Source organism: Agromyces flavus (assembly GCF_900104685.1).
Lineage (GTDB): Bacteria > Actinomycetota > Actinomycetes > Actinomycetales > Microbacteriaceae > Agromyces > Agromyces flavus.
On the sequence record NZ_LT629755.1, the window covers coordinates 2,890,276 to 2,909,342 of the forward strand.

The 19,067-nt window shown below is 71.9% G+C and carries 21 protein-coding genes; 10 read left to right on the forward strand and 11 right to left on the reverse strand.

The window, feature by feature from the left end:
• The first annotated feature begins 9 nt into the window (after positions 1–9).
• On the forward strand, positions 10–648 hold the full coding sequence (locus BLT99_RS13680) for a LysE family translocator (protein WP_092673563.1): 639 nt from the start codon (positions 10–12) through the stop codon (positions 646–648).
• Between the two features lie 40 nt (positions 649–688).
• Positions 689–910 carry a PLD nuclease N-terminal domain-containing protein gene (locus BLT99_RS13685; RefSeq protein ID WP_092673566.1) on the forward strand — a complete coding sequence of 74 codons (222 nt, stop codon included), beginning with the start codon at positions 689–691 and terminating at the stop codon, positions 908–910.
• 13 nt (positions 911–923) lie between these two features.
• Here the strand turns inward: BLT99_RS13685 and BLT99_RS13690 are convergent, their stop codons facing one another.
• Positions 924–1,460, reverse strand: a complete 537-nt coding sequence (locus BLT99_RS13690; protein ID WP_092673569.1) for a YbhB/YbcL family Raf kinase inhibitor-like protein — start codon at positions 1,458–1,460, stop codon at positions 924–926.
• 142 nt (positions 1,461–1,602) lie between these two features.
• Between BLT99_RS13690 and trhO the strand changes: the two genes are divergently transcribed.
• Both trhO and BLT99_RS13700 read left to right on the forward strand, forming a co-directional pair.
• Positions 1,603–2,502, forward strand: coding sequence for an oxygen-dependent tRNA uridine(34) hydroxylase TrhO (trhO, locus tag BLT99_RS13695; RefSeq protein WP_092673572.1), 900 nt, complete (start codon positions 1,603–1,605; stop codon positions 2,500–2,502).
• 42 nt (positions 2,503–2,544) lie between these two features.
• A complete protein-coding gene (locus tag BLT99_RS13700) occupies positions 2,545–3,660 on the forward strand; it encodes a DNA glycosylase AlkZ-like family protein (RefSeq protein ID WP_092673575.1) in 1,116 nt (371 codons plus the stop codon).
• 6 nt (positions 3,661–3,666) lie between these two features.
• Here BLT99_RS13700 and BLT99_RS13705 read toward each other — a convergent pair whose 3' ends face one another.
• From BLT99_RS13705 to BLT99_RS13730, 6 genes are all read right to left on the reverse strand, one after another.
• The gene (locus tag BLT99_RS13705; protein WP_092673578.1) at positions 3,667–4,755 is read right to left on the reverse strand and encodes a serine hydrolase domain-containing protein; all 1,089 of its coding nucleotides are present in this window, start codon (positions 4,753–4,755) and stop codon (positions 3,667–3,669) included.
• A 20-nt stretch (positions 4,756–4,775) separates the two neighbouring features.
• Entirely contained in the window at positions 4,776–5,348 is a 573-nt protein-coding gene (locus BLT99_RS13710) for a hypothetical protein (RefSeq protein WP_092673581.1), read from the reverse strand.
• Positions 5,345–6,265 carry an LssY C-terminal domain-containing protein gene (locus BLT99_RS13715; protein WP_229724401.1) on the reverse strand — a complete coding sequence of 307 codons (921 nt, stop codon included), beginning with the start codon at positions 6,263–6,265 and terminating at the stop codon, positions 5,345–5,347. Before BLT99_RS13715 ends, BLT99_RS13710 begins: the two co-directional genes overlap by 4 nt.
• Before the next feature lie 66 nt (positions 6,266–6,331).
• Complete coding sequence (locus BLT99_RS13720; protein ID WP_092673587.1) at positions 6,332–7,396, reverse strand: serine hydrolase domain-containing protein; 1,065 nt, start codon at positions 7,394–7,396, stop codon at positions 6,332–6,334.
• Positions 7,397–7,419: 23 nt separating this feature from the next.
• On the reverse strand, positions 7,420–8,487 hold the full coding sequence (locus BLT99_RS13725; protein ID WP_092673590.1) for a serine hydrolase domain-containing protein: 1,068 nt from the start codon (positions 8,485–8,487) through the stop codon (positions 7,420–7,422).
• 2 nt (positions 8,488–8,489) lie between these two features.
• Positions 8,490–9,551: a serine hydrolase domain-containing protein gene (locus BLT99_RS13730; protein ID WP_092673593.1), complete on the reverse strand. Its 1,062-nt coding sequence runs from the start codon at positions 9,549–9,551 to the stop codon at positions 8,490–8,492.
• A 120-nt stretch (positions 9,552–9,671) separates the two neighbouring features.
• On the opposite strand from BLT99_RS13730, the gene BLT99_RS13735 reads away from it, so the two are divergent.
• From BLT99_RS13735 to BLT99_RS13760, 6 genes are all read left to right on the forward strand, one after another.
• Positions 9,672–10,883, forward strand: coding sequence for a cysteine desulfurase-like protein (locus tag BLT99_RS13735; RefSeq protein ID WP_092673596.1), 1,212 nt, complete (start codon positions 9,672–9,674; stop codon positions 10,881–10,883).
• A gap of 95 nt (positions 10,884–10,978) precedes the next feature.
• Positions 10,979–11,752 (forward strand): isocitrate lyase/PEP mutase family protein, encoded by a 774-nt coding sequence (locus BLT99_RS13740; protein WP_092673599.1) that lies wholly within the window; start codon positions 10,979–10,981, stop codon positions 11,750–11,752.
• A gap of 72 nt (positions 11,753–11,824) precedes the next feature.
• Positions 11,825–12,721 carry an ABC transporter ATP-binding protein gene (locus BLT99_RS13745; protein ID WP_092673603.1) on the forward strand — a complete coding sequence of 299 codons (897 nt, stop codon included), beginning with the start codon at positions 11,825–11,827 and terminating at the stop codon, positions 12,719–12,721.
• On the forward strand, positions 12,721–13,548 hold the full coding sequence (locus BLT99_RS13750) for an ABC transporter permease (protein ID WP_092676383.1): 828 nt from the start codon (positions 12,721–12,723) through the stop codon (positions 13,546–13,548). Before BLT99_RS13745 ends, BLT99_RS13750 begins: the two co-directional genes overlap by 1 nt.
• 3 nt (positions 13,549–13,551) lie before the next feature.
• Positions 13,552–14,715: a winged helix DNA-binding domain-containing protein gene (locus BLT99_RS13755; protein ID WP_092673606.1), complete on the forward strand. Its 1,164-nt coding sequence runs from the start codon at positions 13,552–13,554 to the stop codon at positions 14,713–14,715.
• A 35-nt stretch (positions 14,716–14,750) separates the two neighbouring features.
• The gene (locus tag BLT99_RS13760) at positions 14,751–15,143 is read left to right on the forward strand and encodes a DUF1304 domain-containing protein (protein ID WP_166670870.1); all 393 of its coding nucleotides are present in this window, start codon (positions 14,751–14,753) and stop codon (positions 15,141–15,143) included.
• Positions 15,144–15,188: 45 nt separating this feature from the next.
• On the opposite strand, the gene BLT99_RS13765 is transcribed toward BLT99_RS13760, so the two are convergent.
• From BLT99_RS13765 to BLT99_RS13780, 4 genes are all read right to left on the reverse strand, one after another.
• Positions 15,189–15,596 (reverse strand): hypothetical protein, encoded by a 408-nt coding sequence (locus tag BLT99_RS13765; protein WP_188434362.1) that lies wholly within the window; start codon positions 15,594–15,596, stop codon positions 15,189–15,191.
• 138 nt (positions 15,597–15,734) lie between these two features.
• A complete protein-coding gene (gene hemL, locus BLT99_RS13770; RefSeq protein ID WP_092673609.1) occupies positions 15,735–17,069 on the reverse strand; it encodes a glutamate-1-semialdehyde 2,1-aminomutase in 1,335 nt (444 codons plus the stop codon).
• The gene (gene hemB, locus BLT99_RS13775; protein WP_231945687.1) at positions 17,066–18,037 is read right to left on the reverse strand and encodes a porphobilinogen synthase; all 972 of its coding nucleotides are present in this window, start codon (positions 18,035–18,037) and stop codon (positions 17,066–17,068) included. Before hemB ends, hemL begins: the two co-directional genes overlap by 4 nt.
• Before the next feature lie 223 nt (positions 18,038–18,260).
• Positions 18,261–19,058, reverse strand: coding sequence for a uroporphyrinogen-III synthase (locus BLT99_RS13780; protein WP_092676391.1), 798 nt, complete (start codon positions 19,056–19,058; stop codon positions 18,261–18,263).
• Positions 19,059–19,067 lie beyond the last annotated feature (9 nt).

Sequence of the window (19,067 nt, forward strand, 5' to 3'; positions counted from 1 at the left end):
GATCCTCGAATGGTCCCCGCATCCAACTTCTGGGCGTTCGTGCTCGCCTCGGTGGTGCTCATCGTCATCCCGGGACCCAGCGTGCTGTTCGTCATCGGCCGCTCGCTCGCGCTCGGGCGCATCGGCGGGCTGCTCAGCGTGGTCGGCAATGCGATCGGCATGCTGCCGCTCGTGGCGGCCGTCGCGCTCGGCGTCGGCACCGTCGTCGCGCAGTCGGTGCTGCTGTTCACGGGCATCAAGATCGCGGGGGCCCTGTACCTCGTCTACCTCGGCGTGCAGGCGATCCGTCACCGGGCGGATGCCGCGGCCGCCGTCACGGGTGCCGTCGCGCCTCGCTCGCACTGGCGCCTGCTCGGCGAGGGGTTCGTCGTGGGCGTCACGAACCCGAAGACGATCGCGTTCTTCGTCGCCGTCCTGCCGCAGTTCGTCGACTTCCACGCCGGGGCGATCCCGCTGCAGATGGCGACGCTGGGCACGGCGTTCGTCGTGCTCGCACTCGCGTGCGACTCGGTCTGGGCGCTCGCTGCGGGGTGGGCGCGCGACTGGTTCGCGTCGTCGCCGCGGCGCGCGTCGCACCTGGCCGCGACCGGCGGTGTCATGATGATCGGCCTCGGCGGCGTACTGGCGCTGTCGGGCAACAAGCACTAGCCCGGAAGATCGGTTCGGCAACTCGGGAACGGAGGATCCCATGGCAACCGCGAAACGGTGGAGCGACATCACGCCGCAGCAGAAGAGCAGGGCGATCATCTCGGTGATCATCCAGTTCGCCCTGGCCGCAGCGGCGTGGACGGATCTCGCCAAGCGTCCCGCCGACGACGTCAACGGCCCGAAGCCGATGTGGGCGGTCATCATCCTCGTGAACTTCGTCGGCCCGCTGGCGTACTTCGTGTTCGGCCGGCGACGCGACTGACGGATCGGCGGGCTCAGTCGCGATTCGCGATGCCCGTGAGGATGCCGCGTGCGAGCCCATGGAAGAAGCAGCGGATCCCGAGTATCGCGGGCGACGACGCGGGGTCGAGGTCGAGGCTCGGCACGTCGAGTGCGTGCACCACGAACACGTACCGGTGCGCCCCGGTGCCGCGAGGCGGCCCGACGCCGCCGAACCCGCGATCGCCGTCCTCGTTGCGCAGCACGAGCGCGCCCTCGGGCAGCGCCGGGCCGCCGGGCGCGCCCGCGCCCGCCTCGAGGCTCGTCGTCGAGAGGGGCAGGTTCGCGACCGCCCAGTGCCACCATCCGGACCCCGTCGGCGCGTCGACGTCGATGCACGTCACGGCGAAGCCGCGCGTGCGCTCCGGGAAGCCCGACCACGACAGCTGGGGCGACCGGTCGACGCCTCCGGCGGCGGCACTCCACTGCGGGCGCGCGAGTGCGCCGCCGTCGTCGAAGTCGGCGCTCGTGACGTGGAACGACTCCACGGGGCGGAGCTTCTGCAGCGCAGCGTACGGATCCAGGTCGAGCATCGTCGATCCTCCTCGTCGGTCGTCCGTCGGCTCGTCCGGTCGCCTCTCACCGTCGCGGTCAGGCTACGTCGGGCCGCGCCACGCCGCACGAGCACACGCCGCGACGCGGCATCCGCTCAGGCGATCGCCCTAGGATCGCCGGGTGCCGCTCGCCAAGATCCTGCTGTTCTACGTCTTCACGCCGCTCGCCGACCCCGACGCGATCCGGCTGTGGCAGCGCGACCTCGCGGACTCCCTCGGCCTGCGCGGCCGCGTGCTCATCTCGAAGGACGGGATCAACGGCACGCTCGGCGGCGAGATGGGCTCACTCAAGCGCTACGTCCGCAAGACCCGGGATTATCCGGCGTTCACGGCCATCGACTTCAAGTGGAGCGAGGGCAGCGAGCTCGACGACGAGGGTCGCAGCCTCGACTTCCCGAAGCTCAGCGTGAAGGTGCGCGACGAGATCGTCTCGTTTGGCGCACCCGACGAACTGCGCGTCGACGAGTCGGGCGTCATCGGCGGCGGCACGCGCCTCAGCCCGGACGCACTGCACGAGCTCGTCGCCGAGCGCGGCGACGAGGTCGTCTTCTTCGACGGACGCAACGCGCTCGAAGCCGAGATCGGGCGGTTCCGCGGCGCGATCGTGCCGCCGGTCGAGACCACGCGCGACTTCGTCGGCCTGCTCGACTCGGGCGCGTACGACCACCTGAAGGGCCGGCCGGTCGTGACGTACTGCACGGGCGGCATCCGATGCGAGGTCCTCTCGAGCCTGATGGCCGCACGCGGCTTCGGTGAGCTCTACCAGCTCGACGGGGGCATCGTCCGGTACGGCGAGCGCTTCGGCGACGACGGGCTCTGGGAGGGTTCGCTGGTCGTGTTCGACGGGCGTGAATCGGTCGACTTCAGTGAGCGCGCCGCCGTGATCGGCACGTGCGAGGGGTGTGGAACTCCGTCCAAGCGCACCGTGAACTGCACGGATGCCTCGTGCCGCGGCCGGCTCGTGCGCTGCGAGGCGTGCGGCCCCGGGCACTGCGCGCGCCACGCGGCATCCGTCGCCTGAGCGCAGCCTCGCGCGGTCGGAGGCGCGGCGTAGCGTGGGCGCATGGTCGTCGAGCTGACGAAGGCGCAGGCGCGCCGCATCGCGGTGCGCGCGCAGGCGCTCGAGGCCGATCGGCCCGCCGACGTGGTCGACACCGTGCGACGACTCACGTTCGTGAAGGTCGACCCGGTCTCGGCGATCGCCCCGAGCGCCGACGTCGTGCTGTGGAGCCGCCTCGGCGAACGGTACGACCCGGCCGAGCTCACGCGCGCGCTCGAGGTCGAGCGCACGCTGTTCGAGCTCGACCTGATGGTGCGACCCATGGACGACCTGCGGCTGTTCCGCCCGTCGATGCGCGACTGGCCACGCCACGATCGCACGCGCGGCTGGATCGAGGCGAACTCGTCGTTCCGCAGCGACCTGCTGCTGCGCCTCACCGCCCACGGCCCGCTCCCGGCGACCGAGTTGCCCGACACCTCGGTCGTGGCCTGGTCGTCGACCGGATGGACCAACGACAAGAACGTGCAGACCATGCTCGAGTGCCTCATGATGCGCGGTGATGTCGCCGTCGCCGGCCGTCGCGACGGCGCCCGACTGTGGGACCTCGCTGAGCGCGTCTACCCCGAGGCGCTCGAGCAGGATCACCTCGACCAGGCCGACGCGTACCGGCTGCGCAACGAGCGGCGCCTCGCCTCGCTCGGGATCCTGCGCGAGGGCCGCGGGTCGAGCACGCCGAACGAGCCGATCGACACGCGCGGCATCGGCGAGCCGGCGCGGGTCGACGGCCTGCCCGGCGCCTGGCGCGTGGATGGCGCGGCGCTGGCCCGCGTCGACGAGCCATTGCGCCCTCGCACCGCGCTGCTGTCGCCGCTCGACCGCCTCGTGTTCGATCGGCGGCGCCTCGCCGAGCTCTTCGACGTCGAGTACGTGCTCGAGATGTACAAGCCGCGCGACCAGCGCCGCTGGGGATACTGGGCGATGCCGGTCCTGCACGGCGACCGGCTCGTCGGCAAGGTCGACGCGACCGCCGACCGTGCTGAGGGCGTGCTGCGCGTCGACGCGATCCACGAGGACGAGCCGTTCACGCCCGAGGTCGTCGAGGCGGTCTTCGCCGAACTCGATTCGCTGGCCGGATGGCTCGGGCTCGAGATCCGCGGACGCGGGGTCGGATTGGCCTGACGGCGCTCAGTCCACTTGGCCGAGCAGGTCGCGTGCGACCTCATGGACCGGGCGCGAGCTGCGATTGACGAACACGATCGCCGCGGTGCCGGCCGTCCGGTCGATGAGCAGCGCGCTCGTGAAGCCGGTCGTCATTCCGTCGTGCGAGACGAGGTCGCGGTCGCCGCGCGACGAGAGCGCCCAGAAGTAGCCGTAGTCGCCGTCCCCGAACGGATTCGGCTCGAGCGCGGCGCTGCCGGCGTAGGGTCCGTCGATGACGCCCTGCGCGTAGCGGGCCAGGTCCTCGACGGTCGTGACGATGCCGCCGGCCGGCGCGAACGCGCCGAGGGTGCTGGGATCGGCCTTCCGGCGATCGCCCGTAAAGCCTTGCGCCAGCCCCTTCACATGATCGTCGTCCTCGATGGGGAGGGAGGTGTCCTCGAGCCCGAGCGGCTCGAGGATGCGCTCGGCGAGTATGTCGCGGTACTCGGTGCCGGCGGCCGCTGCCAGCGCCTGCCCCGCGAGGGCGGCGCCGAAGTTGGAGTACGCCGTGGTCGGGTCGTTCGGGAGCTGCTCGGCGCGCGCGAGCGCGAGCAGTTCGTCGAGCGTCTCGTCGACCGCGTCCTTGCCCTCGGCGTCCAGCGCCGCAGCCTCCTGCTGCCATTCGGGATCGCTGGGGAAGATCGGCAGGCCCGACTGATGGGTCGCGAGTGCGCCGAGCGTGACGTCGGCGACCGGTGCGTCGTCAAGATCGAGATGAATGCCGAGCGGGTCGTCGAGGGCCACTTCACCCCGCTCGATCGCCTCGGCGAGGAGCAGGCCGGTGAAGGTCTTCGTGATGGAGCCGATCTCGAACCGCGTCTCGGCATCGGCGCGGACGAAGGCCGTCCGAACCTCGCCGTCGGCGACCAGGGCCACCGCCGCGATATCGTCAGGGCCGCTGAACGACGGGCGGATGACCTGGAGCAGCTCCTCGTCGCCCGAGTAGCGGGTCGACGCTCCGGCTTCCTCCGCCTGCGGTGCGCCGGCGCTGCATCCGGCCATCACGGCCACCGCCATCGTGGCCGCGATCACACCAGCCGGCCGCCGCACCCGCATCGCACGCATGGACGCCATCGTAGGAGAGGCTCGTGCATTCACGGTCGGTCGACCCGACGCGGCCGGGCGAACCCGCGCGTGCGCCGCGCGAACGACCGCGCCTCGCGACTCGACAGCGCGAGCAGGACGAGGATGTCCAGCGCGACCGTCAGGAACGTCGTCTGGATCGTCACCTCGACATCGCCCGTGATCGAGTCGAGCGCCGCGGCGGTGATGGTCGCGGTCGAGAACAGCATGACCGTGATGCGCGCACCGTTGCTGCCGAACCAGATGAGCACGGCGAGCACGAGCTGGATGACGAGGAGGATCGAACCGACCACGAGTACGACCTTCAGCCCCATGTCGGCGGCCGCGGCCTCGGGGCGACCCTCGAGCACCACGTCGAGCTCGCGCTCGACCACCTCGTCCCACTGCAGCGCGAGCGACACCAGCCAGATCACGCCGGCGATCACGCGGAGCACCACGAGCACGGTGCCGAACGTGGTCGCGGCCGGTCGCCGGACGCGCTTCGGCGCCGGTTCGCGCTCGGCCAGCCGCGCCGGCGGCTCGTACGCCGTGCGCTTCTCGACGGAGGTGGGCCCGGCCGGGACGGCGCGGCCGCGGCGGCTCACTGGCAGGCCTCCCTCGGCGATCCCACCCGTGCACCGGGCACCGCCGTCACGTTCACCACGGGCAGGTCGCCGTCCGTCCGGATGGTGTCGCCGCCGCCATTGCGCGAGTGGTATCCGGTCGAGAAGTCGCGCAGCACGTCGATGCGCACCTCGGGGACGGCGCCGGTCAGCGTCGCGACGATGTGATCGCGCTCGATGTCGATGTCGGCGTCGATCTTGTGGGTGACCTGCAGCGTGAAGAGCGAGAATCCCACTGCCCGGTCGAAGGTGCCTGCGGCGAGCCAGTCCACGCGCCGACCGCCGGGGAGCAGCCATCCGTCGGGCGTCCGCCAGAACCGCACGTGGTGGCGTCTCGCGGGGTTGCCCTCGACCTCCTGCTGGTACGCGAAGTCCTGCTGCCGGCCGAACAGGAACAGCGGGCTGACGGGCGCCTCGTCGTAGCTCCGCCGCGACAGCGTCGACGTGACGATGCGCCATCCCGAGGCGAGCGTCACGTCATCGGCGCGCGTCCATCCGGCTGCCCGCATCGCCGCGTGCAGCGAGGCCTCCGGCCCGTCGAACGCGAGGTTCACGGGGTCGCCGAGCAGGCCGTCGCTCGTGCGTGTGCGCCCGATGAAGTAGTCGGGGACGTAGATCGTCGTGAGGATCCGGTGCAGTCGTGGCAGCACGAGGTAAGCCAGCACGAGCCAGAAGACGAGGAAGAACAGGATGCCGAACCATCCGAATTCGAATGACTGCGTCAGCAGCAGCCACGCGAGCCAGACCGACGCGACGCCGGCGTACACGAAGAAGAACCCGTCGAGCACGGTGGTGAACGACGTGCGCGGCGGCAGCTCCGGAGGAGGGCGTTCGTCGACCGCGGCCGTCGGTCGCCCCTCATCCCGCTCGCGCATACCCGCAGGCCCCGCGTCCTGCATGCCTGCATGCTAGCCCGGGCCGGACGGTGATCGGAGGGAACATCACCCGGATCCTGCTTCGCGGGCTCAGTCCTCCACGATGGCGAAGACCTCCAGGCCCTCATCCCACGGATAGGTGTCGCCGCTGTTCCGCAGCACGATCGCCGCGTGCCGGTCCTCCGCGCTCACGACCATCGCAGCGCAGAATTGGCGCGACCACCCGTACAGGGCGATGATGTCGCCTTCCGGGCGTGACGCGACCTCCCAGAAGTAACCGATCCGCTTCCCGTGGGGCGTGTTCACGAGCGGTTCGAGGGCGGCACTGTCGGAGGCGTCTCCGGAGATGACGTCTCGGGCCAGCGCGATCATGTCGTCGATCGTCACGATCAGGCCCATCGCGGGCGCGTACGCCCCGGTCTGGGGTACGTATGCGCCCTCCGACCGGACGAGCGCGTCCGGCACGTCCTCGACCGACTCGGCGAGCACGGCGTTCTCCATCCCGACGGGCTCGAGCACGCGTTCCTCGAGCAGTTCGGCGAAGTCGCGGTCCGCGGCCTCGGCCAGGACATGACCGACCAAGGTTGCCTGTAGGTGGCTGTAGTCGTAGACCGACGGGTCCACCGGAACGGCCGAGACGAGGTCGAGCACCTCCTCCAGATCGACCGGCGCAGGCACCTCGGGTGGGGCGTCGTTCGAGTCCGAAGCACCGTCGGCGAGCACCTCCGGATCGACCCACCGCGGACCGCCGGGCGGCAGTCCGGAATGCTGTGTGGCGAGGGATCTCAATGTCAATGACGCAGCGGGCGAATCACCCAGCGGCAGGTACCACCCGATCGGATCGTCAAGGGCGACCTCGCCGCGCTCGATCGCGTCGGCGAGCAGCAACCCCGTGAGCAGCCGCGTCGCCGAGCCCAACTCGAACATCGTCGACGAGTCGGCCGACACGAACGCCGTCCGCACGTCGTCGCCGTCGATCACCGCCATGGCGACGCGATCGCCGGCGTCGGTGAACTTCTCCTTGGCGTACTCGAGCAGTTCCTCGTCACCCGTGAGCAACTGGTCGTACGGCGGGCCGTACATGCACCCGGTCATCGCGGCCAGCGCGGCGATGACGAACACGATGCGTGGGTGCGCCACGCGACGCGTGGCCATACCCGCATGGTACTCCTCAGGCGTCACTCGGTGATCGCCGCGAGGAGCGGCCGCACGTGCGATCGCGGCCAGATCTCCTCGGCATTCGAGAGGAGGACCGCCGCGGTGCGCTCGGCGGGGTCGACCAGCACCGCAGCCGTGAAGCCGTCGGACGCGCCCTCGATGTACACGACCTCGCCGTCGGAGGTGTCCATGCGCTCCCAGAACAGCCCGATCCGCACCTGCGGCCAGCGGGTCCGCTCGATCGGCTCGAACACGGCGTTCTCGGCGAAGGGCCCGTCCAGGATGGCCCGGGCGAGCGCCACGACGTCGGCGAGCGTGACGACCGCGCCGAGCGCCGGCGCATACGCGCCGTTGCCGACCCGCGCGACTTTGCGGCCGATCCGATCGTGGCCCTGGGCGAGACCGGTCGGCATCAGGTCGACGTCCTCGACCACCACGGCGTCGGCCATCCCGCCCGGTACGAGCACGCGCTGCTCGAGCAGGTCGGCGAACGGCACTCCCGCGGCCGCGGCGATCGCCTGCCCGACCAGCGCGGCATCGAAGTCGCTCACGTTGAAGTCCAGCTGGGGGACGAGGTCGATCGACCCGACGCGAGCGAGGAGCGCATCCAGCCCGCCGCGGTCCGAGCCCGCGAGCTGCGTCTCCGCCGACACCGGAGGCTCCCACGCCGCCGGTCCGAGCGGCTCCTGCGGCAATCCGGAATGGTGGGTGGCGAGCTGGCGGAACGTCAACGCGGCGGCGGGAGCGTCGCCGAGATCCAGGTACGTGCCGATCCGCTCGTCGAGCGCCACCTCGCCGCGCTCGATCGCGTCCTGCAGCAGCAGTCCAGTCAGTCCTCGCGTGGCCGGGCCGAACCCGAACCGCGTCGAGTCGTCGGCCGACACGAAGGCGGTGCGCACCTCGTCGCCGTCGATCACGGCCACCGCGACCTGGTCCCCCGCGTCGGTGTAGCGTTCACTGGCGTACTCGATGAGCGCCGGGTCTCCGGAGAGCAGCTGGTCGTACGGCGGACCGTAGAGGCACCCGCTCATGGCAGCGACGGCGGCGAGTGCCACCGATGCCCGAACGACTCGCATCCGATCGGGCATCGTCACTCCCTGACGATCTCGAGCAGCGCGACGGCTTCATCCCAGGGGTAGGTCTCGCCGAGGTTCCGCAGGACCATCGCCGCCTGGCCGTCGTCCGCATACGCGACCATGGCGGCGCAGAAGCCCTCGGACCATCCGAAGAGGCTCGTGAGATCGCCTTCGGGCCGCGGTTCGCGCTCCCAGAAGTAGCCGATGCCCTCGCTCGCCCAGGGCGTGTCAGCGATGGGTCGGAGGGCGGCGCTGTCCGACATCGCACCGGACATCACGCCGCGCGCGAGCGCGATCATGTCGTCGAGCGTCACGATGGCACCGACGGCAGGGGTATACGCGCCCGCGTCGGTGGACTCGACCGCCTCCTTGGTGACGTCGGTCCGTCCCTGCGCGAGCGCCTCGGGAATGTCGTCGGCCGACTCGGCCAGCACCGTGTCGTCCATGCCGATCGGCTCGAGGACCCGTTCCTCGAGCAGGTCGGCGAAGTCGCGGCTCGTGGCTTCGGCAACAGCGTGACCGACCAGTGCTGCCTGGACATCGTTGAAGTCGTACCGCTGCTCGTCGTCCACCGGCAACGACGCGACGAGCTCGAGCAACTCCTCCAGCTCGACGGACGTCTGTTCGTCCGGCTCCGGAGAACTCGAGCCGCCCGCTCTCCACCTCGGCGGTACCGGCAGGCCCGAGTGCTGTGTCGCGAGCGCCCGCAGCGTCAACTCGGCGGCCGGCGATTCCCCCAACGGCAGGTACCTTCCGACCTCATCGTCGAGCGCGACCTCGCGGCGCTCGATCGCATCGGCGAGCAGCAACCCCGTGAGCAGCCGCGTCGCCGAGCCGAGCTCGAACATCGTCGACGAGTCGGCCGAGACGAAGGCGGTGCGCACCTCATCGCCGTCGATCACGGCCATCGCGACCCGATCGCCCGCGTCGGTGAACGTCTCTCGCGCGTACTCGAGCAGCTCCTCGTCGCCCGTCAGGATCTGGTCGTACGGCGGGCCGTACAGGCATCCGGTCATCGCGGCGACCGCGGCGATGACGAGCACGATACGTGGGTGCGCCACGCGACGCGTGGCCATGGCCGAATGCTACTCGCGTGCCGCTCCCGCGAGCAGACCCATCCGGGGGACATACCCGCCGGGTCCCCCCGACGTGTTCGCCACTGGCAGCAGCAGGAGGCGTCGCTAGGCTTCGAGACCATGGCCTACGACGTCGCGCGCATCCGCTCCTGGTTCCCCTCGCTCGAGTCCGGTTGGGCGCAGTTCGACGGCCCCGGCGGCACGCAGACACCGCGCCAGGTCGGCGAGGCCGTGGCATCCGTGCTCACCGGCCCGCTGTCGAACCGCGGCTCGATCGGGGTGTCGGAACAGCGCGCCGAGGAGGCCGTGCACGGCTTCCGGCTGGCGATGGCCGACCTCGTGAACGCGGACCCGCGCGGCATCGTCCAGGGCCGCAGCGCGACGCAGCTCGTGTACGACTTCTCGCGCCACCTGTCACGGCAGTGGGGCGTGGGCGACGAGGTGGTCGTGACGCGGCTCGACCACGACTCGAACGTGCGCCCATGGGTCCAGGCCGCCGAGCGCGTCGGCGCCACGGTGCGCTGGGCCGACTTCGACCCCGAGACGGGCGAGCTGCCGGTCGACGCGGTGACCGGCCTGCTCTCCGATCGCACGCGACTCGTCGCCGTCACCGCCGCGTCGAACCTCCTGGGCACCCAGCCCGACTTGCCCGCCATCGCGGCGGCCGTGCACGACGCGGGGGCGCTGCTCTTCGTCGACGGCGTGCACTTAACGGCGCACGAGCTGCCCGACGTCGCCGCGCTCGGCGCCGACTTCTTCACGTGCTCCCCCTACAAGTTCCTCGGTCCGCACTGCGGCGTGCTCGTCGCGCGTCCCGAGCTGCTCGAGACGATCACGCCCGACAAGCTGCTGCCGGCGACGAACGCCGTGCCCGAGCGCTTCGAGTTCGGCACGCTGCCGTACGAGCTGCTGGCGGGCGTCACTGCGGCGGTCGAGGTGCTCGCCTCGCTCGACACCGGGGCACCGGATGCCGCGAGCTCGCGTCGTGAACGGCTCGTCGCCTCGTACGCCGCGCTCCATGAGCACGAGGCGTCGCTCGCCGCGCGCCTCGGCGAGGGTCTCGCGGCACTTCCTCGGGTGACCGTGTGGTCGCGGGCCGAGCGACGCACGCCGACGGTGCTCATGACGTTCGACGGGATCGCCGCGGAGGACGTGACGCGTCGACTCGCCGAGGATCGCGTGCTCGCGCCATCCGGCAACTTCTACGCGCTCGAGGCGTCGCGGCGACTCGGGCTGGGCGACGAGGGCGGCCTGCGCGTGGGGCTCGCGCCGTACACGGACCAGGGTGACGTGGAACGCCTGCTCGGCGGGCTTCGCGCCGCGCTCGCCTGACGAGCGGAGGATTCTCCCCCTTTCGGGCTCCCGATCGCGCTGTCCACGGCGTATCGGCTGGGCTGACGCACCCTCCGCGCCCTACGCTGAGGGGCATGACCCTCGCCGATCGGGCGGCCGAGCTGCGGCGCCTGCACACCGATGACGAGCTCCTGCAGGTCGTGAACGTGTGGGACGTCATCGGCGCCACCGTCGTGGCCGACCTCCCCCAGACCCGGGCGATCGCGACGGCGAGCCATTCCATCGCCGCGACGTTCGGCTACCCCGACGGCGAGCACATGCCCCGCGACCTCATGCTCGACATGGCCGGGCGCATCGCCCGCGCCGTCGAGGTGCCCGTCACGGCCGACCTCGAGGCCGGCTACGGCGACGCCGGTGAGACGATCCGTCGCGCGATCGGCGAAGGCATCGCGGGGGCGAACCTCGAGGACCAGCTGCGGCCGTTCGCCGAATCGGTCGCCGCTGTCGAGGCGGCAGTGGGCGCCGCGGACGCCGAGGGCGTGCCCTTCGCGCTCAACGCCCGCACCGATGCGTTCATCCGGGGCGCCGAGCGCCCGCGCGACGAGCGCCTCGCCGACGCGATCGAGCGCGGCCGCGCCTACCTCGATGCGGGTGCGACGTGCGTCTTCGTCCCCGGCAACTTCGGCGACGACGTCATCGCCGAACTCGTCGACGGCATCGGGCACCGCCGCGTGTCGCTCATCGGTCTGTCCGACGTCCCGCCGCCCGATCGGCTCGAGGAACTCGGCGTCGCGCGCGTCTCGTACGGACCGAACACGCAGCGCGTGAGCCTCGGCGCGCTGCAGGACCTCGCCGCCATGCTGTACTCCGGAGGCGTGCTGCCTCCAGGCATCCGGCCGCTGAACTGACGGCGGCCCGCTCCGACCCCCGACCCGATTCCGACCGAGCCGAGCGCCGAGCCCCGAGCGCCGAGGAGGCACATGACCGACGGCATCCCCATCGAGATCACCGGACTGACGAAGCGCTTCGGCGCCGTGACCGCGGTGGAGGACCTCTCCTTCACCGTGGCGCCGGGGCGGGTGACCGGGTTCCTCGGGCCGAACGGAGCCGGCAAGACCACGACGCTGCGCTTGCTGCTTGGCCTCGAGCGCCCGACCGCCGGCACGGCCTCGATCGGTGGCGCTCGGTACCGCGACCTGCCCCGTCCCCTCGAGACCGTCGGCGCCGCCCTCGACGCCGCGTTCCATCCCGGCCGCACCGCGCGGAATCACTTGCGCGTCATGGCGACCGCGGGGGGCATCCGCCGGAACCGCGTCGATGCCGTCCTGGCGCAGGTCGGCATGAGCGAGTTCGCCGATCGTCGGGTCGGCGGCTTCTCCCTCGGCATGCGGCAACGGCTCGCGCTCGCGACGACGCTGCTCGGCGACCCGCGCGTGCTCGTGCTCGACGAGCCGATCAACGGGCTCGACCCCGAGGGCATCCGCTGGATCCGCGGCTTCCTCCGCAGCCTCGCCGCCGAGGGCCGCACCGTGCTCGTCAGCTCGCACCTGCTGAGCGAGGTGCAGCAGTCGGTCGACGACGTCGTCATCATCTCGCGCGGCCGGCTGGTCAAGGCCGGCTCGCTGGCCGAGCTCGAGTCCGAGGTCTCGCCTCGCACCGTCATCGACTCGCCCGACCGCGCGCGGCTCGCCGCCGCGCTCGACCAGGCCGGCCTCCAGTACGTCGACGGCCGCAACGGGCTGATCGTGTCCGAACCCGATCCGGCGGTCGTCGGACATGCCGCATTCGTCGGCGGAGTGGAGGTGAGCGCCCTGCACCGGTTGGCTTCGGGCCTCGAGGAATCGTTCCTGGCACTCGTGAACGGGGGTGCGCAGTGATGGCCTTCGCACGATCGCTCGCCGCCGAGTTCCAGAAGGTGTTCACCACGCGGATGTGGTGGCTGCTGGCCCTCATCCTCGTCGCGTACGTCGCGACGATGGCGGGCGGGTTCGGCGCGTTCCTCGGCTGGGCGACCGAGAATCCGGATGCCGCGGCCTCCACGGGCGGCACCGGGCTGCCCCCCGGGGTCGACCTCGCCCCCCTGCTCTACAGCTTCGCCTCGTCGACCGGGTACGTGTTCCCCGTGCTGATCGGGGCGCTCGCCGTGACCTCCGAGTTCCGGCACCGCACGCTGACGACGACGTTCCTCGCCGAGCCGCACCGCTCGACCGTGCTCGCGGGCAAGTTCTGGACCGGACTGATCGTGGGCGGCCTCTTCGGCGTCATCGGATTCGCGACGTCCGTCGGCGCGGGCGCGGCCGCGCTGGCGGCATTCGGGTTCGACACCGGGCTCGACTCGAGCGACGCGTGGGCGCTCGTCGGCCGCGGCGTCCTCGCGATGGCGCTGTGGGGCGCGATCGGCGTGGGCCTCGGTTCGCTCGTGCCGAACCAGGTCGCGGCCATCGTCATCGTGATCGCGTTCACGCAGTTCGTCGAGCCGGTGCTGCGCCTGGTGAGCTCGCTCAACGAGGTGACCGCGAACGTCGGGCGGTTCCTTCCGGGTGCCGCGAGCGATGCGCTGGTCGGCGCGTCGTTCTACAACGTGGCATCTCTCGGCTCGACCGACTCGCTCGAGTGGTGGCAGGGTGGGATCGTGCTGCTCGGCATCGCGGTCGTCGCCACGGTGATCGGCGGCGCTACCACCTGGCGGCGGGATGTCTCGTAGGCCATGAGGCTCACGCTCGCGGAAGTCCGGGCGCGGCGACTCGCCGCCCAGGGCTTGCGCGCGACGGACGGCGTCCACGCGCTGGATGCGACGACACCGGGCGATGTGGTGTCGCGGTTCCTCGCCGTCCAGTCGCAGGAGTACCTGCCCGCGCAGTGGGGGCTCGCCCAGCGACTTCCGGGCGACGATCGCCCGTCGTCCGCCGCGGTCGGCGCCGCGATCGACCGCGGCGACGTCCTGCGCACGCACGTGCTCCGGCCCACCTGGCATTTCGTGACGCCCGCCGACGCGGGCTGGCTCATCGCGCTCTCCGCCGAGCGCGTGCACCGCGCGAACGGCACGTACTACACACGGCACGGGCTCGCCGGCGCCGTGGCCGATCGCGTGCTCGCGACCATCGAGGCCGCGGTCGCCCAGGGCCACCGGACGCGGGCCGAGATCGGCGCGGCGCTGGCCGACGTCGGGCTCCCGTCCACGGGCAACGCCCTGGCCTACTGCCTGATGCTCGCCGAGCTCGAGCGCGTGGTGATCTCCGGCGCGAGCGCGGGTGCGCAGCGCACGTACGCGGCGTTCCGCGAGCGAGTGCCGGATGCCGCGACCCGGGCAAGAGACGAGGGGCTCGCCGAGCTCGCCGAGCGGTACCTGCGCGTCCGAGGGCCCGTCACCGACCGCGACCTCTCCGCGTGGTCGGGGTTCGGGCTGCGCGACGCCCGAGCTGCGCTGGCGGATGCGGCCGACCGGACGAACGGCCGCATCGCGCGGATCGACGGCGCCGACGGGACCGCCTACTGGCACGACGCCGAGGTCGCCGAGCGGCATCGCGACGCGACATCCGCCCGGCCCTCCGATGGCGCGCCCCGCGTCGACCTCGTGCAGGCCTATGACGAGTACGTGATGGGGTACGCCGCGCCCCGCACGTACCTGCTTCCGGCGAGGCATCCGGGCGCCGACGGGGCGGAGTTCCCCCTGCACGCCATGCTCGCGGACGGCGTCATGTGCGGGCGGTGGGCGCCGACGGTCGGCCCGCGCTCGGCGACCGTGCGCATCGTGCCGTGGCGGCGGATGTCGCGCGCCGAGGTCGCCTCGCGCGACGACGCGATCGCCGCGTTCGAGCGGTTCGTGGAGCGGCCGGTCGCGATCGAGGTCGAACGCGTCGCGCGCCACTGAGCGCCAGTGTGCGCGCGGGCGCGTAGCATCCAGCCATGTCCGTCATCGCGATCATCGGCAGCGTGGTCGTGGCGCTGGCCGCGCTGCTGCACGTCTACATCTTCGTGCTCGAGAGCGTGCGGTGGATGCAGCCCAGCACGTGGCGCATCTTCAACGTGCGCGACGAGGAGCAGGCCGAGACCCTGCGACCGATGGCCTACAACCAGGGGTTCTACAACCTGTTCCTGGCGATCGGGGCGGGCGCCGGGCTCGTCCTCTACTTCGAGGGCAGCCTGCCCTACGCGGCGCGCGCGCTCATCCTGTTCACCACGGCCTGCATGGCGGCCGCCGCGATCGTGCTGACGACGACCGGGCGAGGTTACCTTCGGCCCGCGCTCGTGCAGGGCACGCTGCCGCTCATCGGGTTCGCGTTGTTCCTGTTCGCCTGAGCCGGCGCGAGGGACGCGAGCGGCGCGGTGGCGAGCGCGGCGGGCTCAGTCGCCGCTCGTCTCCTCCTCGGCGAAGATCTCGTCGGCGACGTGGTGCCCGGTCGGCACGCCGACCCGCAGCTTCTCGACGAGCTCGCCCGCGCGGTTGGTGCTGAGGACGAGCCGCGCGAACTCGCCGCCCGCGAGCTCGAGGACGACGGCCTGGCGCTTGCCCTTGACGACCACGAAGTCGCTCCCGCCGTGCGTCTTCCACGCCCCGATGGCGATCACGAGCGGCACCTCGGTGCCGCGACGACGGATGCCGCGGATCCAGATCCACGGATCGTCGGTGATGGTCGCCGAGCGGATGTCGTCGCGCTGGACGATCACGTCGGCACTGCGGAACGCGAGCGTCTTCTCGGCCGGCGTGAGGTGGACCTCGAGCCGATCGTTGTGCACGCGCAGGTTGGCCATATGTTCCATCCTGCCCGACCTGCCATCGGGTCGCGTCGTCGACGCTCCACAAACGACGGATCGGTTCCGTTCACGGAACCTCACATCGGAGCGCCGTCAGGCCAGGGCGGGCGGATGACTCGACTCGGAGGCCCCGCGTCAGGCGACTGCCGGGGTGGCCGCAGCCGCGGCCCGGGCGGCCGCCGGGAGCGCGTCGAGGATCCGCGTCACGGCGGCGTCGTCGTGCGCGGCCGTGACGAACCACGCCTCGAACACGCTCGGCGGAAGCGAGACGCCCGCGTCGAGCATCGCGTGGAAGAACGGCGCATAGCGCCACGACTCCTGCGCGAGCACGCCCGCGTAGTCGCGGGCTCCCCCGACGACGGCGTCGCCGAACAGGAAGCTGAACAGGTTGCCCGCGCGCTGCACGCCGTGCGCGACGCCCTCGGCCGCGAGCGCCGCCGACACCTCGCGCTGCAGCAGCACGGCGACCTCGTCGAGCTTCGCGTAGACGGCGTCGTCGGCGAGACGCAGCGTCGTGACGCCGGCGGTCACGGCGACCGGGTTCCCCGAGAGCGTGCCCGCCTGGTAGACGGGGCCGAGCGGCGCGAGCCGCTCCATGATCTCGGCCCGACCGCCGAGCGCCGCGACGGGCATGCCGCCGCCGACGACCTTGCCGAAGGTGACGAGGTCGGGCGTGTACTCGGCGTCGGTGCCCGACTCGAGGCCCCACCATCCGGCCTTCGACACCCGGAAGCCCGTGAGCACCTCGTCGCTGATGACGAGCGCGCCGTGCGCGTGCGCGAGCTCGACCAGCGCGCGGTTGAAGCCCGGCAGCGGCGGCACGACGCCCATGTTCGCGGCGGCCGCCTCGGTGATGACGGCCGCGATGCGTTCACCGTGCTCGGCGAACACCGCACGCAGCGCGTGGAGGTCGTTGTACGGCACGACGAGCGTGAGCGCGGCGACCTCGGCGGGCACGCCCGCGGAGCCCGGCAGGGCGAATGTCGCGAGGCCCGAACCCGCCTCGGCGAGCAGCCCGTCGGAGTGCCCGTGGTAGTGGCCGGCGAACTTCACGAGCAGGTCGCGCCCGGTGAAGCCGCGGGCGAGGCGGATGGCGCTCATGGTCGCCTCGGTGCCGGTGGACACGAGGCGCAGCTTCTCGACCGGCGCCACGCGCTGCTCGATGAGCTCGGCGAGCTCGGTCTCGACGGGCGTGGAGGCGCCGAACGAGAGGCCGCGCGCCGCGGCATCCTGCACCGCGGCGATCACCTCGGGGTGGGCGTGGCCGAGGATGGCGGGTCCCCACCCTGCGACGAGGTCGACGTATTCGCGACCCTCGGCGTCGGTCACGTACGGCCCGCGCGCCGACACGAGGAAGCGTGGCGTGCCGCCCACCGAGCGGAACGCGCGCACGGGCGAGTTGACGCCGCCCGGGATCGCGGCCTGCGCGCGGTCGAACAGCGCCGCGTTCGTCGTGGTCGCAGCGGTCATTCGATCCCCTCCCGGATCCAGCCGGCGAGCTCGCTCGCCCAGTACGTGAGCACGGCGTCGGCGCCGGCGCGGCGGATGGCGCGCACCGACTCGACGACCGCGCGGCGGCGGTCGATCCATCCGTGCATCGCCGCGGCCTCGATCATCGCGTACTCGCCCGACACCTGGTACGCCCACACGGGAACGTCGCTCGCCGCGGCGACGTCGGCCAGCACGTCGAGGTACGAACCGGCGGGCTTGACCATGACGACGTCGGCACCCTCGTCGATGTCGATCATCGCCTCGCGCAGGCCCTCGCGACGGTTGCCCGGGTCGAGCTGGTACGTGCGGCGGTCGCCCTCGAGCGTCGACTCGACCGCGTCGCGGAACGGACCGTAGAAGGCCGAGGCGTACTTCGCCGAGTACGCCAGCACCGCGGTGTGCGTGAAGCCGGCACCGTCGAGCGCGTCGCGCACGGCGGTGACCTGGCCGTCCATCATGCCCGAGAGGCCGAGCAGCTGCGATCCGGATGCCGCCTGCACGAGCGCCATCTCGCGGTCGCGCTCGAGCGTGGCGTCGTTGTCGACGCGGCCGAGCGGGTCGAGCACGCCGCAGTGGCCGTGGTCGGTGAACTCGTCGAGGCACAGGTCGGTCTGCACGACCAGCGCGTCGCCGACCTCGTCGGCCACGACACGCGTCGCGACGTTGAGGATACCGTTCGGGTCGGTCGCACCGCTGCCGACGGCGTCGCGCACCTCGGGCACGCCGAACAGCATCACGCCGCCGACGCCCGCGGACGCGGCATCCGTCACGGCCTGCTTCACGGAGTCGAGCGAGTGCTGCACGACGCCCGGCATGGAGGCGATGGGGATGGGCTCGCTCACGCCCTCGCGGACGAAGATCGGCAGCACGAGGTCGGCCGGGTCGAGGCGGGTCTCGGAGACGAGGCGGCGCAGGGCCGGCGTCTCACGCAGGCGCCGGGGCCGCACGCGGGGGCGGGTGCGGAAGTCACCCGTCAAGCCTACGCGCGCGCGGCTGAGCGGTCGGTGGGTGGGGTCGCCGCCAAGGGCTTCACCGAAGTGAAGCTTCTGGCGTGGAGTCATTCGCGGAACGTCCCTCCAGCGCAGAAACCTCACTTGGAGCGGGCGAACGGATGGCGCGAGGGCGAGCGGATGGGCGCGGGCGCGAGTGCGACGGGTGGCGCGATGCGGCTCAGACGGTCTGCGTCGCCGCCTGCACGACGGCGTCGATGAGCGACTCGGCCGTGCGGTCGACCGCGACCACATCGACGCGCAGGCCGATCTTCGCGGCATCCCGCTGGGTCTGCGGGCCGATCGCGGCGACGAGGGTCCTCTCGGGGACGGGGCCGAGCTGCGCGTGCACCTGCTCGGCGACGCTGCCCGACGTGACGAGGATCGCATCGACCTTCCCGGCGCGGACGTCGTCGACGACCTTCTGCGCGACCGGCACGCCGACGGTGCGGTATGCGACGACCGCCTCGACGTGGTGGCCGATGCGCTCGAGACCGATCGAGAGCACCTGCTTCGCAATCGCCGAGCGGAGGGCGAGCACGCGCAACGGCTTGGCGCCGTCGGTGGCGGCTTCCCACTCCTCGAGAAGGCCGCGGGCCGAGTTCTCTTCGGACGGGACGATGTCGGCGCGGTAGCCGGCGGCGACGAGGGCGGCCGCGGTGGTCTCGCCCACCGCGGCGACCTTCGTCGAATCCGGGATGACCGCGCCGTACGACGACAGCACGTCGACCGTGGTCGCGCTCGTGACCGTGACCCAGTCGAACCCTCCCGCGGCAAGCTTCGACAATGCCGCCTCGAGCGCTGGCTGGTCGTCGGTGGGCGCGAAGTTGATCATCGGCGCGATGACCGGCGAGGCGCCGCGGGCGCGCAGCGACGCGGCCACGGCATCGCCCCAGGGTCCTCCGCGGGGCACGAGCACGCGCCATCCGGCGAGCGGCTTGGATCCACTGACTCCGGGCAGGTGGATCGCGCCGGTCATCGGTTCGAA